Here is a 17,978-nt window from a genome sequence, read left to right as displayed (position 1 = left end):
CCTTCACGAACCGAAGGATTCCAGCAGACCCACGTAGGTCTTCGCGGGCGGTGTCGCGAACTCTCCCCTACCCGACTTGCGCAGGCCCATCGTCAACAGCGACTGCACGGTCAACGTCGCCGCCGCGACACCGTCGATCACCGGCACCCCGATCTCGTCGCGGATGTGCGCGCACAGATCGGCCATTCCCGCGCACCCGAGCACCACAGCGTCGGACCCGTCCTGTGCGACGGCCACCCGACACGCCTCGGTGACGATCTTGCGCGCGTCCGGGTCGGTATCGAGTGCGAGTACCGGTATCTCACACGCGTGAATTCCCCGGCAGAACCGCTGCATCCCATAGTGTCGCGCCAGATCCGCCGCCCGCCCGATGGTGCGGTCGAGCGTCGTGACGACACTGAATCCGCGACCCAGGTGACTCGCGGTGCGCATGGCCGCCTCCGCGATCCCGATCACCGGTCCCGCCGCCAGTTCCCGTGCCGCGTCCAATCCCGGATCACCGAAGCAGGCGATGACATACCCGTCCACGCCGTCGGCCTCGCCCTGCCGGATCGCGGCGAGCAGGCCGGGCACGCTCATCGCTTCGTCGTAGTGGCTCTCGATCGAAGCGGGCCCGATCTGGGAGGTGACCGCGTCGAGCAGTGTGCCCCGGCCCGCGACGGCCAGCGCACACTGCTCGATCGTGTCGGTCATCGCCCGCGTGGTGTTCGGGTTGACGACCCTGATGCGCATCAGACACCGACCTCCTCGGCAGCGGCCGCGCGCCTGGCGCCGGTCAGCAGGTAGTAGACGACGAAGCCGATGCCGCAGCCGATGAACCAGCTGTACTGGGCGGCGGTGTGCATGCCGGGCAAGCTGTTGGCCAGCACCGGGAACACCGCGACAGCGGCGGCGACGGCGGTCGCGATGATCGCGGCCGGGTGGTAACCCTTCGTGTAGTAATAGGTCCCGGTCTCCGACATCGTGAACAGATCGTCGACGATCACCTTCTGTTTGCGCACCAGGTAGTAATCGCAGATCAGTACCCCGAACAGCGGGCCGATGAAGGCGCCGAGCACCTCGAGGGTGTAATGGATGACGTCGGGATTGTTGTACAGATTCCAGGGCGTGATCAGCACCGAACCGACCGCCGCGATCATGCCGCCCGCCCGCCAGCTGATCCGCTGCGGACTCACGTTCGAGAAATCGAAAGCCGGTGAGATGAAGTTGGCGACGATATTGATCCCGATGGTGGCGATGGTGAAGGTGAGTGCGCCGAGCACGATCGCGAAGGTGGAATCGATCTCGGCGACGGTGGCGACCGGATCGGTGATCAGTTCGCCGTACACCGGCAAGGTCAGCGAGGCGGTGACCACGACCAGTACCGAGAAGACCAGGAAATTCACCGGGAGCCCGAGGAAGTTGCCTTTCTTCACCGCGGCGAAACTCTTGCCGTATCGGGAGAAGTCGCCGAAGTTGAGCATCGGACCCGAGAAATACGACACGACGAGCGCGATCGCGCCGAGCATCACCGGCACCGACGCCCAGCCGGTGTATTTCACATCGCCGAGGTTCAGATCGATGGCACTCCAGCCCGCCTTCGCGATGAGGTAGCCGCAGAGCAGGAACATGACGACATACACAGCGGGACCGCAGAAGTCGATAAACTTGCGGATCGATTCCATGCCGCGCCAGAACACGCACGCCTGCGCCACCCACAGCAGCAGGAAGCTGCCCCAGCCCAGGGCCGACAGGCCGAGGAACCCGTAGTCGGCGGTGACGGCGTAGGGCGCCAGCCCCGGAAACAGTTTCACCAGAACGACATCCAAGGCCGCCGACGCGAGGAACGTCTGAATGCCGTACCAGGCCACCGCGATCAACCCACGGATGATCGCGGGGACGTTCGCGCCGAGCACGCCGAACGCGCTGCGACAGATCACCGGATAGGGCACACCGGTCATCTGACTCGGTTTCGCCACCAGATTGCAGAAGAAATACACGATGGTGATGCCGAGGAGCAACGCGGCGAGCACCTGCCAACTCGCCAGACCGAGCGCGAAAAGGCTTCCCGCCGTGACATATCCACCCACGCTGTGCACGTCCGACATCCAGAACGCGAAGATGTTGTAAGTGCCCCAATTCTGCTTGCGCAGCGGCGCCAGATCATCGTTGGTCAGCCGCGGATCATAAGTGGGAGGTTCGCCGGCGAGAACCGCCGAGGACGTAATGGTGTCGGTCATGATCGTTCCCGTCCGAAAGGGTACATCTGCTGAACTGACGGTAAGTATCAGCAGTTGCCCTGCGGTTTCCCGGGAATTTCGCGCCTATTGCACCGAAGATATATCTTCCGGCGCGAGCAGTCCGGTATCGGTCGGCAGGGTCGCGACCACCGTTTCCAGCCTCCGGTGGTGCTCCTCGGCGGCCACGAGGAGGCGGTCGATATCGCGCGCGAGGAACGCGTCGAGCATGGCGATGTGGTCGATGTGCAGGCGCTCGCGGTCGAGCCGGTCGATATGGACCATCGACTGCACCGGCTCGGTGACATTCCACGCGGCTTCGAGCATGTGCAGCAGCCGGAACATCCGTGACGGCCGCGTCAGCGCCACATGGAAGCTGCGGGACTGCCGCTGGTATGCCTCGGGATCGTCGTCGAGGATGGCGCGTTCGAGGAGGTCGTTCACCGCGAGCAGGTGCGCGCGTTCGGGCTCGTCGGCGTGCATCGCGGCCGCGGCGAGCGACGCCGTCTCCAAAGTGTCACGCACGATGTACATTTCGCGCAGTTCACGGGCGGTGAGCTGGGCCACCTGGTAACCGCGCTGCGGGCGGTGGGTGACCAGCCCCTCCCCGATCAGCGTCTTGAGCGCCTCACGGACCGGGATATGACTCACCCCGAACAGCTCGGCGACTTCACGTAGCGGGATCACGGTGCACGGCGGTACGGCGCCGTCGAGGATCACCCGGCGCAGTTCGCCGAGGATCACTTGCGGTCGGCCTGGCTCATCGACCACAAGCCTTGCGAGCAGCGCCGATCGTCGTCTCGAGGACATGCGAACATGCTATGGCCGGTGTATTGCGCGCGGGCTGCCCGATGTGACAGTTGGGAAACGATCACCGTACCGACCGGTCCCCAGTGTGCGATGGCATGCTCGGGTGATGGGAGTTACCACAACACAGTCGGTGGATCGCCGTTTCGTCCGCTTGGTCGCCGTCTTCGACCATCTGTTCCGCAAACCCGCACACGGCGGTGGCGCGCTGTGTGTCTATCTGCACGGCGAGCCGGTGGTGGATGTGTGGGCGGGCTATGCGAGTCCGGGTGTGCCGTGGACGGCGGAGTCGGTGGCCTTGGGTTTCTCCACCGGAAAAGGCGTGGCCTCCACGGTGATCCACCAGTTGGCCGATCGCGGGCAGCTCGACTACGACAGTCCCGTCGCCGAGTACTGGCCGGAGTTCGCCGCCGCGGGCAAGGCCGACATCACCGTGCGTGATGTGCTCACCCACCGCGCGGGCCTGCACCGTCTGCGCGGTCTGCTGCCCGGCCCGATCGAGAGTTTCCTCGATGACGAAGCCGTCACCGCCGCCCTGGCCGCTGCCGCTCCCGACCCTCGGCACCGGATCACCAGCGGCTATCACGGCATCAGCTACGGGCACTTGGCCGCCGAGATCGTCGCGCGGGTCACCGGCCGCGATTTCGTCGATGTGGTGCGCACCGAGCTCGCCGAACCCCTCGACGCCGAAGAACTCTGGTTCCGGGTGCCGCACGACCAGCGCCACCGCATCGCCACCACCTTCCCGCGCCTGCGCGCCGCGGGCATGGACTGGGACACCGGCTCCGACCTGCTCACCCGTACCCGCTTCAGCGCCGCCGCCGAAACCACCCCGCGCGGTTTCGCCGACCTGATCGTCGATGCGCGCGTGCATGATTCGGTGATGCCCGGGGTGAACGGCGTCTTCTCCGCGCGCGCTCTGGCCCGCCTCTACGCCGCCCTCGCCAACGGCGGCGAGCTCGAGGGCACCCGCATCCTGTCCCCCGACTCGATTCCCCGCTTCGCCACCCGCCAGGTCTTCACCCCCGACTATGTCCTGGCGTTTCGTATTCCGTGGGCCCTCGGCTTCCACGGCGTTCCCATGAAACCCTCCAAGGCCGACCCCATCTCCGCCTTCGGCCATTTCGGCCTCGGCGGCTCCGGCGCCTTCGCCGACCCCGAGACCGGCCTGTCCCTGGCCTTCGTCACCAACCGTCTCGGCGGCAGACTCACCCCGCTGGGTGATGCCCGCCTCACCCGCCTCGGCACCATCGCTCACAACATCGCCAAGACCGAACTACGCACCTGACCCTGCCCGTTTCGAGCCGGGCCCGTAACCGACGCCTCGTACCGGTCGGGCCTGGCACTATGTGGCGGATGGAGACCGTTGGGCTGGGGCGGATCGAGGAAGCCGCGCGACTGTTGGAGCCGGTGATCCGGCGGACGCCGACCGTGAGGTCGCGAGTGTTGTCGGAGCGGGCGGGCACGCAGGTGCTGCTCAAATGCGAGAACTTGCAGCGAACCGGGTCGTTCAAGCCACGCGGGGCCTACAACCGGATCGCGCATCTTCCCGCGGCGGATCGGGCGCGGGGTGTAGTGGCGGCCAGCGCGGGCAATCACGCGCAAGGGGTGGCATGGGCGGCGAGTGAGCTGGGGATCGCCTCGACGGTGTTCATGCCGGTCGGGGCCTCGCTGCCGAAGCTGGTCGCTACGCGCGCCTATGGCGCCGACGTGCACCTGGTGGGTGACACGATCGATGAATCCCTGGTCGCCGCACAGGAATTCGCCGATCGGACCGGCGCGACCCTGATCCATCCCTTCGACCATCCCGACATCGTCGCCGGTCAGGCGACGGTCGCGCTGGAGATTCTCGAGCAGGTTCCCGATGTCGGCACGGTCGTCGTGCCGACCGGCGGCGGTGGGCTGCTCGCGGGTGTCGCGGTGGCACTGCACGCGTTGGCGCCGAATGTCCGGGTGATCGGCGTGCAGGCGGCCGAGGCGGCGGCGTGGCCGGATTCGCTGGCGGCGGGCCGACCGGTTCGAGTGCCGCGGATGTCGACGATGGCCGACGGTATCGCGGTCGGGCTACCCGGTGCGGTGCCGTTCGTCCATGTCGCCGAGCTGGTGTCCGAGATCGTCACCGTCGACGAGGACGCCCTGTCGAGAGCCCTGCTGCTCTGCCTCGAACGGGCCAAACTCGTCGTCGAGCCCGCGGGTGCGGCGGGCGTCGCCGCCTTGCTCACCGCCGTTCTCCAGGATCTGCCCGGCCCGGTGGTGACCATCTTGTCGGGCGGAAATATCGACCCGCTGTTGCTCACCCGCGTGATCGGCCACGGTCTCAGCGCCGCGGGCCGCTACCTGGCCATGCACGTCACGATCGATGACCGACCGGGAGCCCTGTCCGCGCTGCTCGCCGTGGTCGGGCGCGCGGGCGCGAGCGTGGTCGACGTCGTGCATTCGCGCACGGGTCCGTGGCTGGCCGTCGACGAGGTCGAGGTGTCACTCACCGTGGAAACCCGAGGTGCCGCGCACCGCGACGACGTCCTGGACGCACTGCGTGCCGCGGGTTTCCGCGTCCACGCGGAGCTCTAGGAACCCGGCGCGCCCCACCTGGTTTCCGGCAACCACGAGCGCACGCTAGCCGCAGCCCTCGGACGCCCGGTCCGGAGGCCAGCGGTCGGTGATCAATTCGGTCATCTGGTCCACCCAGGTGTCGTCGAGGGCGGCGTCGTGGCGGATGAGGATGCGGAAGATCGCGGTGCCCGCTACGACTTCGGCGAGCATGGGGAGTTGATCATCGGCGCGACGTTCGTGGCCGAAGCGGGATTCGAAGGCGGCGAGGTCGCCGGTCAGTCGGTCGATCATCATTGCGTGCACTTCGGGGGCGGCGACGGTGTCCGCGATCAATCCCGGTAGCGCCGAGCGCACCTCGGGGCTGTCGAACATCGTGCGGACCGTCTCGACCAGTGCCCGGATGTCCGCGCGGATATCGCCGCCCGAAACATCCGGTGGCGCGATGACTTCGGCGGACAGCACAGCCTCGTGGACGAGCTGCGCCTTGTTCGACCACCGCCGGTAGATGGCGGCCGTGGTTGTCCCGGCGCGCGCGGCGATCGCCGACAGCGACAGCGCGGGGTAACCCGTGTCGAGAATCAGCTCCCTGGTGGCCGCGATGATCGCGGCATCGATCCGGCTGTCGCGTGGGCGCCCCGGGGTGGATGGCGCAGACCTCTTGCCTTCGCTCCCGCCTTCTGTTGTCATGATCACATCATAATTCCAATACGGCATGCATCATATTTGAGGACTCCCTGTGAATCTGAGCCCGCTCGACGAGTACCCGCTGCATCAGGTGGCGGCGCCCCTCACCTGGCCGGGCGCCTCCGATCGGAACTTCTACGATCGGTCCTACTTCAACGTGCTCGACCGGGACGGGCGCTTCATGGCGCTCACCGGGATCGGCTATTACCCACGGCTCGGGGTCAAGGACGCCTACTTCGTCGTCCGCCGGGGTGACACCCAGACCGCAGTGCGGCTGAGCGACGCCATCGACGACGACCGCCTGCACCAACACGTCAACGGCTACCGGATCGACGTCGTCGAACCCTTGCAGGAGCTACGCCTGACCTTGGCCGAGACCGAGGGCGTCGCCGCGGATCTGACCTGGCGCGGGCTGTTCCCCGCCGCGCTGGAGCGGCCGCACGAGATGCTGACCGAGCGGCGAGTGACGTTGCAGGCGTGCCGCTTCGCCCAGGTCGGTACATGGGAGGGCTGGATCGAGGTCGACGGCGAACGGTTGGCGGTCGAGCACGACACCAGCGTGGCGAGCCGTGATCGCTCGTGGGGCATCCGCCCGATCGGCGCGCCCGAACCCGCCGGTCGCCCGGATGCCGCGTTCCGCGGCATGTGGTGGCTCTATCTGCCGCTCGCGTTCGACGACTACCAGCTGTTCCTGATCCTGCAGGAGGATCCCGATGGTCACCGCAGCCTCTACGACTGCACCCGTCGCTGGCGCGACGGTCGCGTCGAGCAGCTCGACGGTGTGCGTGCGACCATCCACTACCGGCCCGGAACGCGGATACCGACGGGCGCGCACGTCGAGTTCATGAACCGGGCGGGTGATCGGATCGAACTCGACGTCGAATCGACGTTGTTCGCGCCCATCGCGTTCGGCTCCGGTTACGGCGGCGACTCCTCGTGGGCACACGGCACCTGGAAGGACGGACCGTTCGCGGAACGCGTCAGCTACGACATGACGGATCCGGAGGTCATGGCCAGAGCGCCGTTCAGTCTCATCGACCACGTGGGCCGGGCGGTGTGCACAGAAGCCGACGGGCAGACGCGCGAGGGCGCGGGCCTGTTCGAGCACGGCGTGATCGGACCGCACTATCCGTCGGGTTTCTCCGACTGGACCGACGTGGCGAAATAGGCACAGCGCCATGAAGATCATGACAGCGCTCTACGGGCCGACGGATGCGGTCGAACGCGCGACCGTGCTCCGGGAGGCAGGCGCATCCGGGGTGTTCACCTTCGAAGGACCGTTCGACGTGTTCACGCCGCTGGTGCTCGCATCAGCGGTCAAGGGGCTCGACGTGATGTCCAACGTCGCGATCGCGCTGCCCCGCAATCCGATTCAGTTGGCACACCAGGCCAACGATCTGCAGCTGCTCACCGAGGGGCGGTTCATCCTCGGTCTGGGCACGCAGGTGCGCGCGCAGATCGAGAAGCGCTACGGGGCCGAGTTCGACCGCCCGGTCGCGCGGATGAAGGAAATGGTGGGGGCGTTGCGCGCGATCTTCGCCACCTGGAACGACGGTGTGCGACTGGACTTTCGCGGTGAGTACTACCGGCACACCCTGATGACGCCGACCTTCGTCCCGGGGCCGAACCCGTACGGTCCGCCACCGATCTATCTCGGTGCGCTCGGGCCGCGGTTGACCCAAGCCACCGCGGAGGTGGCCGACGGTCTGCTGGTGATGCCGTTCGGGACGAAACGGTTCCTGCACGAGACGACGTTGCCGGCCGTGCGGGCCGGCCTGTCGGCCGCCGGCCGTTCCGAGGACGACTTCGAGGTCGTGCCGGAGATCATCGTCTCGGTCGGTGACGACCACGCCTCGACCCGGATGCTGTTGGCGTTCTACGGTTCCACCCCGGCCTACCGGCCGGTGCTCGACGCCCACGGCTGGGGTGATCTGCAGCCGGAGCTCAACGCGATGTCCAAGCAGGGCCGGTGGCGGGAGATGGCCGCCCTGATCGACGACGACATCCTCCACACCATCGCCGCGTGCGGCACCCCGGCCGAGGTGGCCGCGCATATCCGCGATCGGGTCGACGGCGTGTCGGACCGGCTCTGTCTCTATCAGCCCGGGCCCATCGCTGTCGACGCGCTCGCCGAGATCGTCGACGCGCTGAAAGGATCCCCATGTCGCTGACAACGATCGAATTCGACCAGGTGGTCGACGACAGCTACGGCGGCAAGGCGGCCGGGCTGGCCGAGCTGCGCCGTCTCGGACTCGCTGTGCCGGTCGGATTCGTCATCGCCGACGCTTCCGCACAGGACGGCATCGACGCTGTGACGGAGCGGTTCTCGGAGCTGACCACCGGCGCGACTTCCGTGGCGGTCCGGTCCTCCGCGGTCGGGGAGGACGGAGACGACCAGTCCTTCGCCGGCCAGTACGACACCGTGCTCGGCGTCGACTCCGTCGATGCCTTCGCCGCGGCCGTGCGCGAGTGCGCCGCGTCCGTCCATTCCCGGCGAGTCGCGTCCTATAGCGAAAAAGCTCCCGCCACTATGCATCTGGTGGTGCAGCAGATGGTCGACGCGCGTGCCGCGGGCGTGGTGTTCACCGCGGATCCGGCGACCGGCCGACGCGACCTCATGGTGATCGACGCCATCGCGGGGCTCGGCGAAGCGCTGGTCGACGGTACGGCATCGTCCGACCACATCGTCCTCGATTCCCACGGCGATACCGCCGTGTGCGAGGTCGGCGCGGTCCCTGTCTTGTCGCCGGCGGAGATCGCCGAGATTCGGTCCGACGCGCTGCGCGCCGCGCGGCACTGGGGCAGGCCGATGGACCTCGAGTGGGCGATCGACCGCTCCGGCACACTGTGGTGGCTGCAGGCTCGACCGATCACCACCCTGCCCGGTGACCTCAACGAGATGGATTCGCCGCTCGCGGACGCCGACCACGTGTACACACGCTGCAACATCGGCGAGATGATGCCGGGGGCCTTCTGCCCGTTGACCGCCTCGGTGTCCGGTTATGCCATCGACTACGCGATGCAGATGACGCAGGTGGTGGCGCGGGCGCAGCCGAGGTACGAGCGGCCGTGGCTGCAGGTCGGCTATTTCTACGGGCACATGTTCCTGAACCTGACCGAAGGCACGGCGCTGAGCTCGGGCCTGCTCGGCAACTCGTTGGAGCAGTTCTCCACGTCGATCTGCGGCCGGGTCGTCGAGGAACTGAAGGCCGAACCGCCGAAACCGTTCGCCCGCAGACTCGTCAACACGATCCGACTGACCACGCACGCGTTGTCCGCCGGGCCCGCGATCCGCCGTCTGGACGACAAGATCGCCGGATTCCGGATCCCGACCGGCGACGACCCGCGAGAAATACTGCGCCAGTTGGAGTTCGGTGTCGACGAGTATTGCGACATCACGCTGACTCATGTGCGGTCCTCGTCCCGCGCGGCTGTCGCGGCCAACATTCTCGAGGGCGTGCTGACCAAACAGGCGGTCGAGAACGGGCTCGACGCGGACGAGGGTCGCGCCGAGGCCACCCGGCTGATGGCCGGCGCGGCCGATGTCGAGAGCGCGCTCATGGTGGAGGAGCTCGACGCGGTGGTGCGAACCATCGCCGCCGATCATGCGGCTGCCGAGAGGTTTCTCGCGGCGGAGCCTGCCGACGCGGTGATCGAGCTGCGGACGGCGAGCGACCCCGGCGGCGAGGCGTTGCGACAGTTCTCGGCTCGGCACGGTCACCGCGGGTACCGCGAGCTGTGCATGCGCGATCCGTCCTGGGCCGAAGACCCCGGCGGGCTGGGAGCGATGATGCAGGTCATGCTGCGCTCGGCACTGGATCCGGCTCACCGCGCACCGCTGCCCGCGCCCGAGAGGACGCCCGGATCGGCGACCATCAGGTTTCTCGCCCGGCTGGCGCAGGGCGGCGCCCGCGGACGCGAGAAGACGAAGTCGAAGATGGCGCTGATGGCGCACGCGCTGAAGCTGGGCTACCGCCATCTGGGAGCGGTGCTGGTCGAGTCGGGGCGACTGCCCGATGCCGACCTCGTCTTCTTCTTCGACCGTGCCGAGTTGGCTCGCGTCGTCGGCACCGATGACATCGCCGACCTCGTGCAGTGCGCGCTGCAGCGCCGAGAAGCACTGGCGTACCAGAACTCCCTCGAGTTCGACGACGTATCGGTGGGCAGGCCTGCCCCGCGGCTCGCTCCGCCGCCGCACGCGATCACCGACAACCAGATCGTGGGCAGGCCCGCGAGCCGGGGCAGCGTCGAAGGCATTGTGCGCGTGGCGAAGTCGATCGTCGACGCGCGAGAAGTGCAGCCCGGCGAGATCCTGGTCGCTCCGGTCACCGACGTGGGGTGGACGCCGTACTTCACCGTCATCGGCGCGCTGGTCACCGACATCGGCAGCTCGGTATCGCACGGCGCTGTGGTGGCGCGCGAATACGGTCTCCCGTGCGTGGTCAACACCTTGGTGGCCACGACGGTGCTGCGCACCGGAGACCGGGTTCGGGTAGACGGGGACCGAGGTCTGGTCACCCGGCTCGGACCGCCCTGACACCAGGCCCGCGACCTGGCGATCAGCTCAACCAGGCGCGGGCATCCTCGGCGGTGTTGCGGACCTCGTCGAGCTGTTCGGCCACACGCACACCGGCGGTGCCACCACGGGCGTTACGCGAAGCGATCGAGCCCTGAACCGTGAGCACCTCGCGCACACCGGCGGTGAGCGCGGGGTCGACGGCGGCGAACTCTTCATCGGTCAGCTCGTCGAGACCGACACCGCGCGCCTCGGCGACGCGCACGCACGCACCGGCCGCCTCGTGGGCGACCCGGAACGGAACACCTTGGCGCACCATCCATTCCGCGATATCGGTGGCGAGGGTGAACCCGGCGGGTGCGAGTTCGGCCATGCGGTCGGTGTGGAAGGTCAGGGTGCCGACCAGGCCCGCGATGGCGGGCAGGAGCAGTTCGAGCTGGGCCACCGAATCGAACAGAGGCTCTTTGTCTTCCTGGAGGTCCCGGTTGTACGCCAGCGGTTGGGCTTTCAAGGTGGCGAGAAGGCCGGTCAGGTTACCGATCAGACGACCCGCCTTGCCACGGGTGAGCTCCGAGACATCCGGGTTCTTCTTCTGCGGCATGATCGACGAGCCCGTCGACCACGCATCGGCCAGGGTGATGTAGCCGAATTCCGGTGTGCTCCAGATGATGACCTCTTCGGCCATCCGGCTCAGATCGACACCGATCATGGCCAGCACGAACGCGGCCTCGGCGGCGAAGTCACGCGAGGAGGTCGCGTCGATCGAATTGGCCGCGGAGGCAGTGAAATCAAGCTCTGCGGCGATCTGCTCGGGATCGAGGCCGAGCGAGGAACCGGCCAGCGCACCCGAACCGTACGGCGAGATCGCGGCGCGCTTGTCGAAATCACGCAGACGTTCCAGATCACGCAGCAGCGGATGCGCGTGGGCGAGCAGGTGATGCGCGAGGAGCACCGGCTGGGCGGCCTGCAGGTGGGTCTTGCCCGGCATCACGGCGTCGGGGTGCGCGGCGGCCTGGGCGACGAGGGCGTCGACCACGTCGAGCACACCGGCGGCGACGCGACGCACACCGTCACGCAGCCACATCCGGAACAGGGTCGCCACCTGGTCGTTGCGCGAACGACCGGCCCGCAGTCGACCGCCGAGTTCGGTACCGACCCGCTCGATCAGCCCGCGCTCGAGTGCGCCGTGCACGTCCTCGTCGGAGTCGGCGGGGCCGTAGGCGCCCGAGGCGACATCGGCGGCGAGCCCGTCCAGACCGGCCAGCATGGCGGGCAGGTCGTCGTCGGCGAGCAGTCCGGCCTTGTGCAGTACACGGGCATGCGCCTTGGAGGCGCGGATGTCATAGGGAGCCAGCACCCAGTCGAAGTGGGTCGACTTACTCAATGCCGCCATCGCCTCGGCCGGACCGGAAGCGAATCGCCCACCCCAGAGGGCACCTTCGTTGGTTCCACTGTGGGTCATGGTCGATGTCTCCTCCGGTCGGAATGGCGGGCATGGATGATGACGGCACCGGCCGATCCGTGGGGACCGGCCGGTGTCGAGACTACGAGGGTGACTCTGCGCCTATTACTTCTGGTTCAGGTCGCGGCGGGCGGCGACCTTCGAGGACAGGCCGTGGATCTGCACGAAGCCCTTGGCCAGCGACTGGTCGAAGGTGTCGCCCTCGTCGTAGGTGGCCAGGTTGAAGTCGTAGAGCGACTGCTCGGAGCGACGGCCGTTGACCACCGCGGACCCACCGTGCAGCACCATCCGGATCTCACCGGTGACGGTCTGCTGGGTGTCGGAGATGAAGGCGTCGAGCGCGCGCTTGAGCGGGGAGTACCACAGGCCGTCGTAGGCCAGCTCGCCCCAGCGCTGCTCGACCTGCCGCTTGTAGCGGGCCAGCTCACGCTCGACGGTGACGGCTTCGAGGGCCTGGTGCGCGGTGATCAGCGCGATGGCGCCCGGCGCCTCGTAGATCTCGCGACTCTTGATGCCGACGAGCCGGTCCTCGACCATGTCGAGACGACCCACACCCTGACGGCCCGCGCGGGTGTTCATCTCCTCGATGGCCTGCAGCACGGAGACCGGGCGACCGTCGATGGCGACCGGCACACCCTTCTCGAAGGTGATTATGACCTCGTCGGGCGCCTCGAAGTTCACCGTCGGGTCGGCGGTGTAGTCGTAGACGTCCTTGGTGGGCGCGTTCCACAGGTCCTCGAGGAACCCGGTCTCGACCGCGCGGCCCCACACGTTCTGGTCGATGGAGAACGGCGACTTCTTGGTGACGTTGATCGGCAGGCTGTTCTGCTCGGCGAAGGCGATGGCCTTCTCGCGGGTCCAGGCGTAGTCACGGACCGGGGCGATCACCTCGAGGTCGGGCGCGAGCGCACCGATGCCGACCTCGAAGCGGACCTGGTCGTTGCCCTTGCCGGTGCAGCCGTGCGAGACGGTGGTGGCGTTGTGGAACTTCGCGGCCTCGACGAGGTGCTTGACGATCAGCGGCCGGCTGATGGCCGAGACGAGCGGGTACTGGCCCATGTACATGGCGTTGGCCTGGATGGTGGGCAGGCAGTACTCGTCGGCGAACTCGTCGCGCGCGTCGACCACGATGGCCTCCACGGCGCCGCAGTCCAGTGCGCGCTGTCGGATCGCGCTCATGTCCTCGCCGCCCTGGCCCAGGTCGATGGCCACGGCCACCACCTCGGAACCGGTCTCCTTCGCGATCCAGCTGATGGCGACGGAGGTGTCAAGCCCACCGGAGTAGGCGAGTACGACGCGATCGGACATGTCTGTTGTGCTCCTCGAAGTCTGGTACGTAAAAGGGCTGCCCTGAGCAGTATGGATGCTCCGGCCGCCGGTCGGCCCACGCCGTTGCTACAAATGATTATGCATGATGATGCAATCTCATTCATAACCGGGGGGTACGGCCTCGGGCCGACTACAGCGAAATAGCCGATCACCTGCGACGACACCATCGCCACCCTAGGCGAGTACGCTCAGCTATGAGACGCTGGTCACAGCAGATAGCCATTGGGTCGGGACCTGAGGAGAGCCATCATGCAGTCGCTACGTGATTTCGCCGAGGCCAACTACGACCTGATCGGAACGGTGGTCATCGGACTCGGGAACCTCGGCCTGACGGTGGCCAAGGCCGTCATCGACCTCGGCACTCCCCTGCTCCAGGGATTCTTCGCCTGACTCACCGACCTCGAATCCAGGGAGCACATCATGGATGAAGTCCTGCAGTTCCTCTCCGACAATTACGAGGCAGGCGCCGCCCTCGGCCTCTATGTCGGCCGTGCCGTCTTCGAGATCACCGCCCCACTGACCCTGCTGATCCTGAACTTCCTCAACTCCTGACACCTCACCTGTGGCACTCTGGGAGAGCACTATTCGGCTCGCCACACGTGAGGACGAACAAGATGCTCCACTACATCGCGCAGGAATTCTCGACCCTCGGCAACGGTGTTCTCGATGTCGGCAGGGCAGTCGTCGAGCTGGTCCAGGACATCATCGACATCGCTGTTCCGAACAACCGCGGTGGCGGCGCGGGCGGTGGGCAGTACCCGTTCAACTGACGGCGTATCCCCGCTTTCGGCGTGAGTTACCGCTGACGGCACCGCCGCGCGGCTAGTGTGCGAATCATGACCGACGATGTTCGGCTCGACGCGGGTTCCGCAGGTCTCACGATCGCCCCCGGCGACGGCGGCGCGATCCACAGCCTCACCGTCGACGGCACCGAACTGCTCCGCCAGGATCCGGGCACCGGCTGTTTCGTCATGGCGCCGTGGGCCGGTCGGCTCGGCGACGGCGAACTGACGGTCGGCGACCACACGTATCAGATGCCGATCAACAACCCGCCGCACAGCATTCACGGCACCGCCCGCGACGGAGCGTGGGAGGTGGTCGCGGCCTCGCCGACCGAGGCGACGATCAGCCATCGTCTCAGCGATCCGTGGCCGTTCGCGGGCACGGTCACCCAGACGTTCACCCTCGCCGACACCGGCCTCACCCTGGCGATGCGCATCGCCACCGACCACGACGCCTTCCCCGCCCAGGGCGGCTGGCATCCGTGGTTCCTGCGCGAAGTCCCGCCCGCGACCGGGCCGGTGCGGCTCGATTTCGACCCGGCATGGCAGTACGAACGCGGCGACGACTACCTGCCCACCGGTCGCAAGATCGTGCCGACGCCGCCACCGTGGGACGACTGCTTCGGCATGCCTAACGGCGTCCTGGCCCGCCTCACCTGGCCCGATTTCCTGGAGTTCACCATCACCAGCCCGGTCCACGACGTGGTCGTCTGGACACTGCCGGAACAATCCCTGTCGGTGGAGGCCCAGTCCGGCCCACCCAACGGCCTGAACACCGAACCACGGGTGGTTACACCCGACTCACCGCTCGATGTCCGCGTCGACTGGACATGGCAACGCCTGTCGCGGAACCGAACGACTCCGCAGCCCGAGTAGCCCGGCCCCCAGCCGATTACGGTGAATCCGTCTCGGCACAGGTCGCGTGCGCTCACCGCGGCGAGCGGACGCTGCGGAAGGTGAGCGCGACCAGGAAGGTCAGGGCGGCGATGACGGCGGCGGCCGCGAAGGCGGCGGTCATGCCGCCGACCAGGGCATGGGTCGGTGAACCGCCCGCGTCGCGCGCGGCGGTGCCGAAGATCGTCACCAGGATGGCCAAGCCCAGCGCGCCGCCGGTCTGCTGCATGGTCTGCAGGGCCCCGCCCGCCGCACCCGCCTCGTCGGGCGAGACCGTGGACATGATGATCACGTTCAGCGGTGAGAAAGCCAGCCCGATACCGCAGCCCATCGCCACCATCGCCACGAACAGCAGTGGGAAATAGCCGGAGTTCTCCGAAAGCCGGGTCAGCAGTACCAGTCCGATGACCATCGCGACAGAGCCGGTGAGCGTCACCGGCTTCGGGCCCAGTCGCGCCAGTAGCCGCGGGATCAGCCGGATCATGGTGAACATCAGCACCGCCGTGGGCAGAAACGCGAAACCCGTTGCCAGCGAGCTCATTCCCAGCACATCCTGCAGATATTGGGTGAGGAAGAAGAACATCGACATGCCTGCCATCGGCCCGAGGAACATGTTCAGATAGGCAGCGGCGCGGTTGCGATCGGCGAACAGGTGCAGGGGCAGAAGTGGTTGTGGCGCACGCAGTTCGATCGCGATGAAGGCCGCCAGCAAGGCCACCCCGACCGCGAGCCAGATGTCGGTGCCCGCCGCGCCCCACCCGTGCGAGGCGGCACTGATGAAACCGTAGACCAGGGCGGCCACGCCCGCGGTCGCCGTCACCGCGCCCGGCAGGTCGAGCCGGGCGGCGCGACGCGGCAAGTCGGGCAGGTACCGCAGTGCGAGTACCGCGATGACCAGGCCGAACGGCACATTGATGAACAGCACCGAGCGCCAGCCGAACCATTCCGTGAGCAACCCGCCGACGATCAAGCCGATCGCGAATCCGGCGCTGGACATCCCGGAGAACAGGGCGAGCACCCGGATTCGAGCCTTGGGCTCGGTGAACGTAGTGGTCAGCAGCGCAAGGGTATTCGGCCCGGCCATGGCGCCGCCGATGCCCTGGAGCACGCGGGCCGCGAGCAACCACCCGGCCGACGGCGCCAGGCCACCGGCCAGCGAGGCCACGGTGAACAGCACCACGCCCGCGATGAACATGGTGCGCCTGCCGAACAGGTCGCCCGCGCGGCCGCCGAGCAGCAACAGGCCGCCGAAGACGAGCGTGTAGGAGTTCATCACCCAGGACAGGCCGGTCGCGCTGAACTCCAGGTCGGTCCTGATGTGCGGCAGCGCCACATTCATCACGGTGATGTCGAGAATGATCATGAGCTGGCAGGTCAGCAGGGTGACCAGGACGATCCGTGGCCGAACGCGTTCGACCCGGTCGATTTCGGAGAGTGTGAGGGTAGTCAAGAACGCTCCATCAACAAGGAACTCAAACGGAGAGACTCTCCGTTTATGACAGAGTTAGCATAGGGAGAAAGTCTCCGGTTCCGCAAGACTAAACGGAGACTTCATCCGTTTCCAGTGGAGGATCTCGTGGACGCACCGTCGCGGCCGATGCGCGCCGACGCACGCCGCAATTACGAGCGCATCGTCGACTGCGCCCGCGACGCGTTCGCCGAGCACGGCACCGACGCACCGCTGGACGACATCGCGCGGCGCGCGGGGGTCGGTCCCGGAACGCTGTATCGCCACTTCCCGAATCGCACCACGCTGATGGAAGCGGTGTATCGCGCCAATATCGAGACACTCGCCGCACGGGCAGGCGAACTACGCCGAACGCACGCCCCCCTCGACGCGTTCGACGCCTGGTTCGGCGAACTGGTCACCTACATTCTCGAAAAGCACGGCCTGGCAACCACTCTCAAAGCCGCCATCGACCGAACCTCGGACACTTTCACCGCCTGCTCCACCATGCTGGCCGAGGCCGCGGGCAGCGTTCTGATCCCGGCGCAGGAGGCAGGCGCGATCCGCCCCGAGGTGAGCCCCCGCGACATCCTGCGCCTCGGCCACGGCATCGGCGCGGGCTGCCAGGCCGCCCCGGAGTCCGCCCCACTGCTCACCGACGTGGCGCTGGCCGGCCTCCGCGCCCAGCGCTAGCGGCACTCAGGCCAGGTCTTCGATCTTCGCCGCCAGTTCGGCGCCGGTGAGTGGCTCGCGCGCGATGACGGCGATGGTGTCGTCGCCGGCGATCGTGCCGACGATGTAGGGCAGGGCGGCGCGGTCGAGGGCGCTGGCCAGGAAGTGGGCGGCGCCGGGCGGGGTACGCAGGACGGCGAGGTTGCCGCTGGCGTCGGTGGAGACGAGCAGGTCGCCGAGGAGTTTGGACAGGCGGCCGGTGCCGCCGGTGACCCCGCGCACGGGGCTGCCGTCCTCTGGGACGATGTAGACGCCCGCGCCGCCGTCGGCCGCGCGCAGTTTCACCGCACCCAGTTCGTCGAGGTCACGCGACAGGGTGGCCTGGGTGGTTTCGATGCCCTCGGCCGACAGCAGGGCGGCGAGTTCGGTCTGACTGCGGACCGAGTGCGAGGTCAGCAGTTCGATGATGCGGGACTGGCGGCCGGCGCGGGTGCGGGCGATGGCGGGCGAGCCCTTCTCGGGTGCGCTCATGCCTGCGCCTCGCTGTCGCTCGGCTCCGGCATGACCGCACGGGCGGCTGTGTTTTCCGGCCGCTCGCTGCGCTCGCTCATCGCCC

General features: G+C 67.6%; 18 protein-coding genes. 10 read left to right on the top strand and 8 right to left on the bottom strand.

Going from position 1 to position 17,978, the window contains the following annotated elements; translation table 11 throughout:
* Positions 1-3 precede the first annotated feature (3 nt).
* The 3 genes from NS1_RS16630 to NS1_RS16620 all read right to left on the bottom strand — a co-directional run bounded on the left by NS1_RS16630 (position 4) and on the right by NS1_RS16620 (position 3,026).
* Positions 4-732: an aspartate/glutamate racemase family protein gene (locus tag NS1_RS16630; protein WP_062985635.1), complete on the bottom strand. Its 729-nt coding sequence runs from the start codon at positions 730-732 to the stop codon at positions 4-6.
* Positions 732-2,219 carry an NCS1 family nucleobase:cation symporter-1 gene (locus NS1_RS16625; protein WP_062985633.1) on the bottom strand — a complete coding sequence of 496 codons (1,488 nt, stop codon included), beginning with the start codon at positions 2,217-2,219 and terminating at the stop codon, positions 732-734. The genes NS1_RS16630 and NS1_RS16625 overlap by 1 nt, the downstream gene beginning before the upstream one ends.
* Before the next feature lie 84 nt (positions 2,220-2,303).
* Complete coding sequence (locus NS1_RS16620) at positions 2,304-3,026, bottom strand: GntR family transcriptional regulator (RefSeq protein ID WP_062985631.1); 723 nt, start codon at positions 3,024-3,026, stop codon at positions 2,304-2,306.
* A gap of 106 nt (positions 3,027-3,132) precedes the next feature.
* On the opposite strand from NS1_RS16620, the gene NS1_RS16615 reads away from it, so the two are divergent.
* Positions 3,133-4,311: a serine hydrolase domain-containing protein gene (locus NS1_RS16615; protein WP_062985629.1), complete on the top strand. Its 1,179-nt coding sequence runs from the start codon at positions 3,133-3,135 to the stop codon at positions 4,309-4,311.
* 59 nt (positions 4,312-4,370) lie between these two features.
* Complete coding sequence (gene ilvA, locus NS1_RS16610) at positions 4,371-5,594, top strand: threonine ammonia-lyase (RefSeq protein ID WP_062985627.1); 1,224 nt, start codon at positions 4,371-4,373, stop codon at positions 5,592-5,594.
* Positions 5,595-5,639: 45 nt separating this feature from the next.
* Here ilvA and NS1_RS16605 read toward each other — a convergent pair whose 3' ends face one another.
* A complete protein-coding gene (locus NS1_RS16605) occupies positions 5,640-6,263 on the bottom strand; it encodes a TetR-like C-terminal domain-containing protein (RefSeq protein ID WP_062985703.1) in 624 nt (207 codons plus the stop codon).
* A gap of 49 nt (positions 6,264-6,312) precedes the next feature.
* Here NS1_RS16605 and NS1_RS16600 point away from each other — a divergent pair, with 49 nt between their 5' ends.
* Genes NS1_RS16600 through NS1_RS16590 form a run of 3 tightly spaced genes read left to right on the top strand, consistent with a single transcriptional unit; the run spans position 6,313 to position 10,797 of the window.
* A complete protein-coding gene (locus NS1_RS16600; protein WP_062985625.1) occupies positions 6,313-7,428 on the top strand; it encodes an Rv3169 family protein in 1,116 nt (371 codons plus the stop codon).
* 10 nt (positions 7,429-7,438) lie between these two features.
* A complete protein-coding gene (locus NS1_RS16595; protein WP_062985623.1) occupies positions 7,439-8,431 on the top strand; it encodes a TIGR03617 family F420-dependent LLM class oxidoreductase in 993 nt (330 codons plus the stop codon).
* The gene (locus NS1_RS16590) at positions 8,422-10,797 is read left to right on the top strand and encodes a PEP/pyruvate-binding domain-containing protein (RefSeq protein WP_062985621.1); all 2,376 of its coding nucleotides are present in this window, start codon (positions 8,422-8,424) and stop codon (positions 10,795-10,797) included. The genes NS1_RS16595 and NS1_RS16590 overlap by 10 nt, the downstream gene beginning before the upstream one ends.
* A 22-nt stretch (positions 10,798-10,819) precedes the next feature.
* On the opposite strand, the gene argH is transcribed toward NS1_RS16590, so the two are convergent.
* Together argH and NS1_RS16580 are read right to left on the bottom strand one after the other, a co-directional pair.
* The gene (argH, locus tag NS1_RS16585) at positions 10,820-12,238 is read right to left on the bottom strand and encodes an argininosuccinate lyase (protein WP_062985619.1); all 1,419 of its coding nucleotides are present in this window, start codon (positions 12,236-12,238) and stop codon (positions 10,820-10,822) included.
* A 105-nt stretch (positions 12,239-12,343) separates the two neighbouring features.
* Entirely contained in the window at positions 12,344-13,546 is a 1,203-nt protein-coding gene (locus tag NS1_RS16580; RefSeq protein WP_056824327.1) for an argininosuccinate synthase, read from the bottom strand.
* A 270-nt stretch (positions 13,547-13,816) separates the two neighbouring features.
* Here NS1_RS16580 and NS1_RS40825 point away from each other — a divergent pair, with 270 nt between their 5' ends.
* From NS1_RS40825 to NS1_RS16575, 4 genes are all read left to right on the top strand, one after another.
* Positions 13,817-13,957: a hypothetical protein gene (locus tag NS1_RS40825; protein WP_165610251.1), complete on the top strand. Its 141-nt coding sequence runs from the start codon at positions 13,817-13,819 to the stop codon at positions 13,955-13,957.
* A gap of 30 nt (positions 13,958-13,987) precedes the next feature.
* Positions 13,988-14,119 (top strand): hypothetical protein, encoded by a 132-nt coding sequence (locus NS1_RS41680; RefSeq protein WP_255284563.1) that lies wholly within the window; start codon positions 13,988-13,990, stop codon positions 14,117-14,119.
* A 62-nt stretch (positions 14,120-14,181) separates the two neighbouring features.
* Entirely contained in the window at positions 14,182-14,337 is a 156-nt protein-coding gene (locus NS1_RS40055; RefSeq protein ID WP_156677664.1) for a hypothetical protein, read from the top strand.
* Between the two features lie 66 nt (positions 14,338-14,403).
* Positions 14,404-15,225, top strand: a complete 822-nt coding sequence (locus tag NS1_RS16575; protein WP_062985617.1) for an aldose epimerase family protein — start codon at positions 14,404-14,406, stop codon at positions 15,223-15,225.
* A 52-nt stretch (positions 15,226-15,277) separates the two neighbouring features.
* Here NS1_RS16575 and NS1_RS16570 read toward each other — a convergent pair whose 3' ends face one another.
* Positions 15,278-16,693: an MFS transporter gene (locus tag NS1_RS16570; RefSeq protein ID WP_062985615.1), complete on the bottom strand. Its 1,416-nt coding sequence runs from the start codon at positions 16,691-16,693 to the stop codon at positions 15,278-15,280.
* A gap of 126 nt (positions 16,694-16,819) precedes the next feature.
* On the opposite strand from NS1_RS16570, the gene NS1_RS16565 reads away from it, so the two are divergent.
* Complete coding sequence (locus NS1_RS16565; RefSeq protein WP_255284562.1) at positions 16,820-17,383, top strand: TetR/AcrR family transcriptional regulator; 564 nt, start codon at positions 16,820-16,822, stop codon at positions 17,381-17,383.
* A gap of 6 nt (positions 17,384-17,389) precedes the next feature.
* On the opposite strand, the gene NS1_RS16560 is transcribed toward NS1_RS16565, so the two are convergent.
* Positions 17,390-17,893, bottom strand: a complete 504-nt coding sequence (locus NS1_RS16560) for an arginine repressor (RefSeq protein WP_056824335.1) — start codon at positions 17,891-17,893, stop codon at positions 17,390-17,392.
* Positions 17,894-17,978: the final 85 nt, after the last annotated feature.

Source organism: Nocardia salmonicida NBRC 13393 (assembly GCF_001613085.1).
Taxonomy (GTDB): domain Bacteria; phylum Actinomycetota; class Actinomycetes; order Mycobacteriales; family Mycobacteriaceae; genus Nocardia; species Nocardia salmonicida.
The sequence above is the reverse complement of the archived record's forward strand: the minus strand, read 5'-3'. Positions and strand labels throughout refer to the sequence as shown.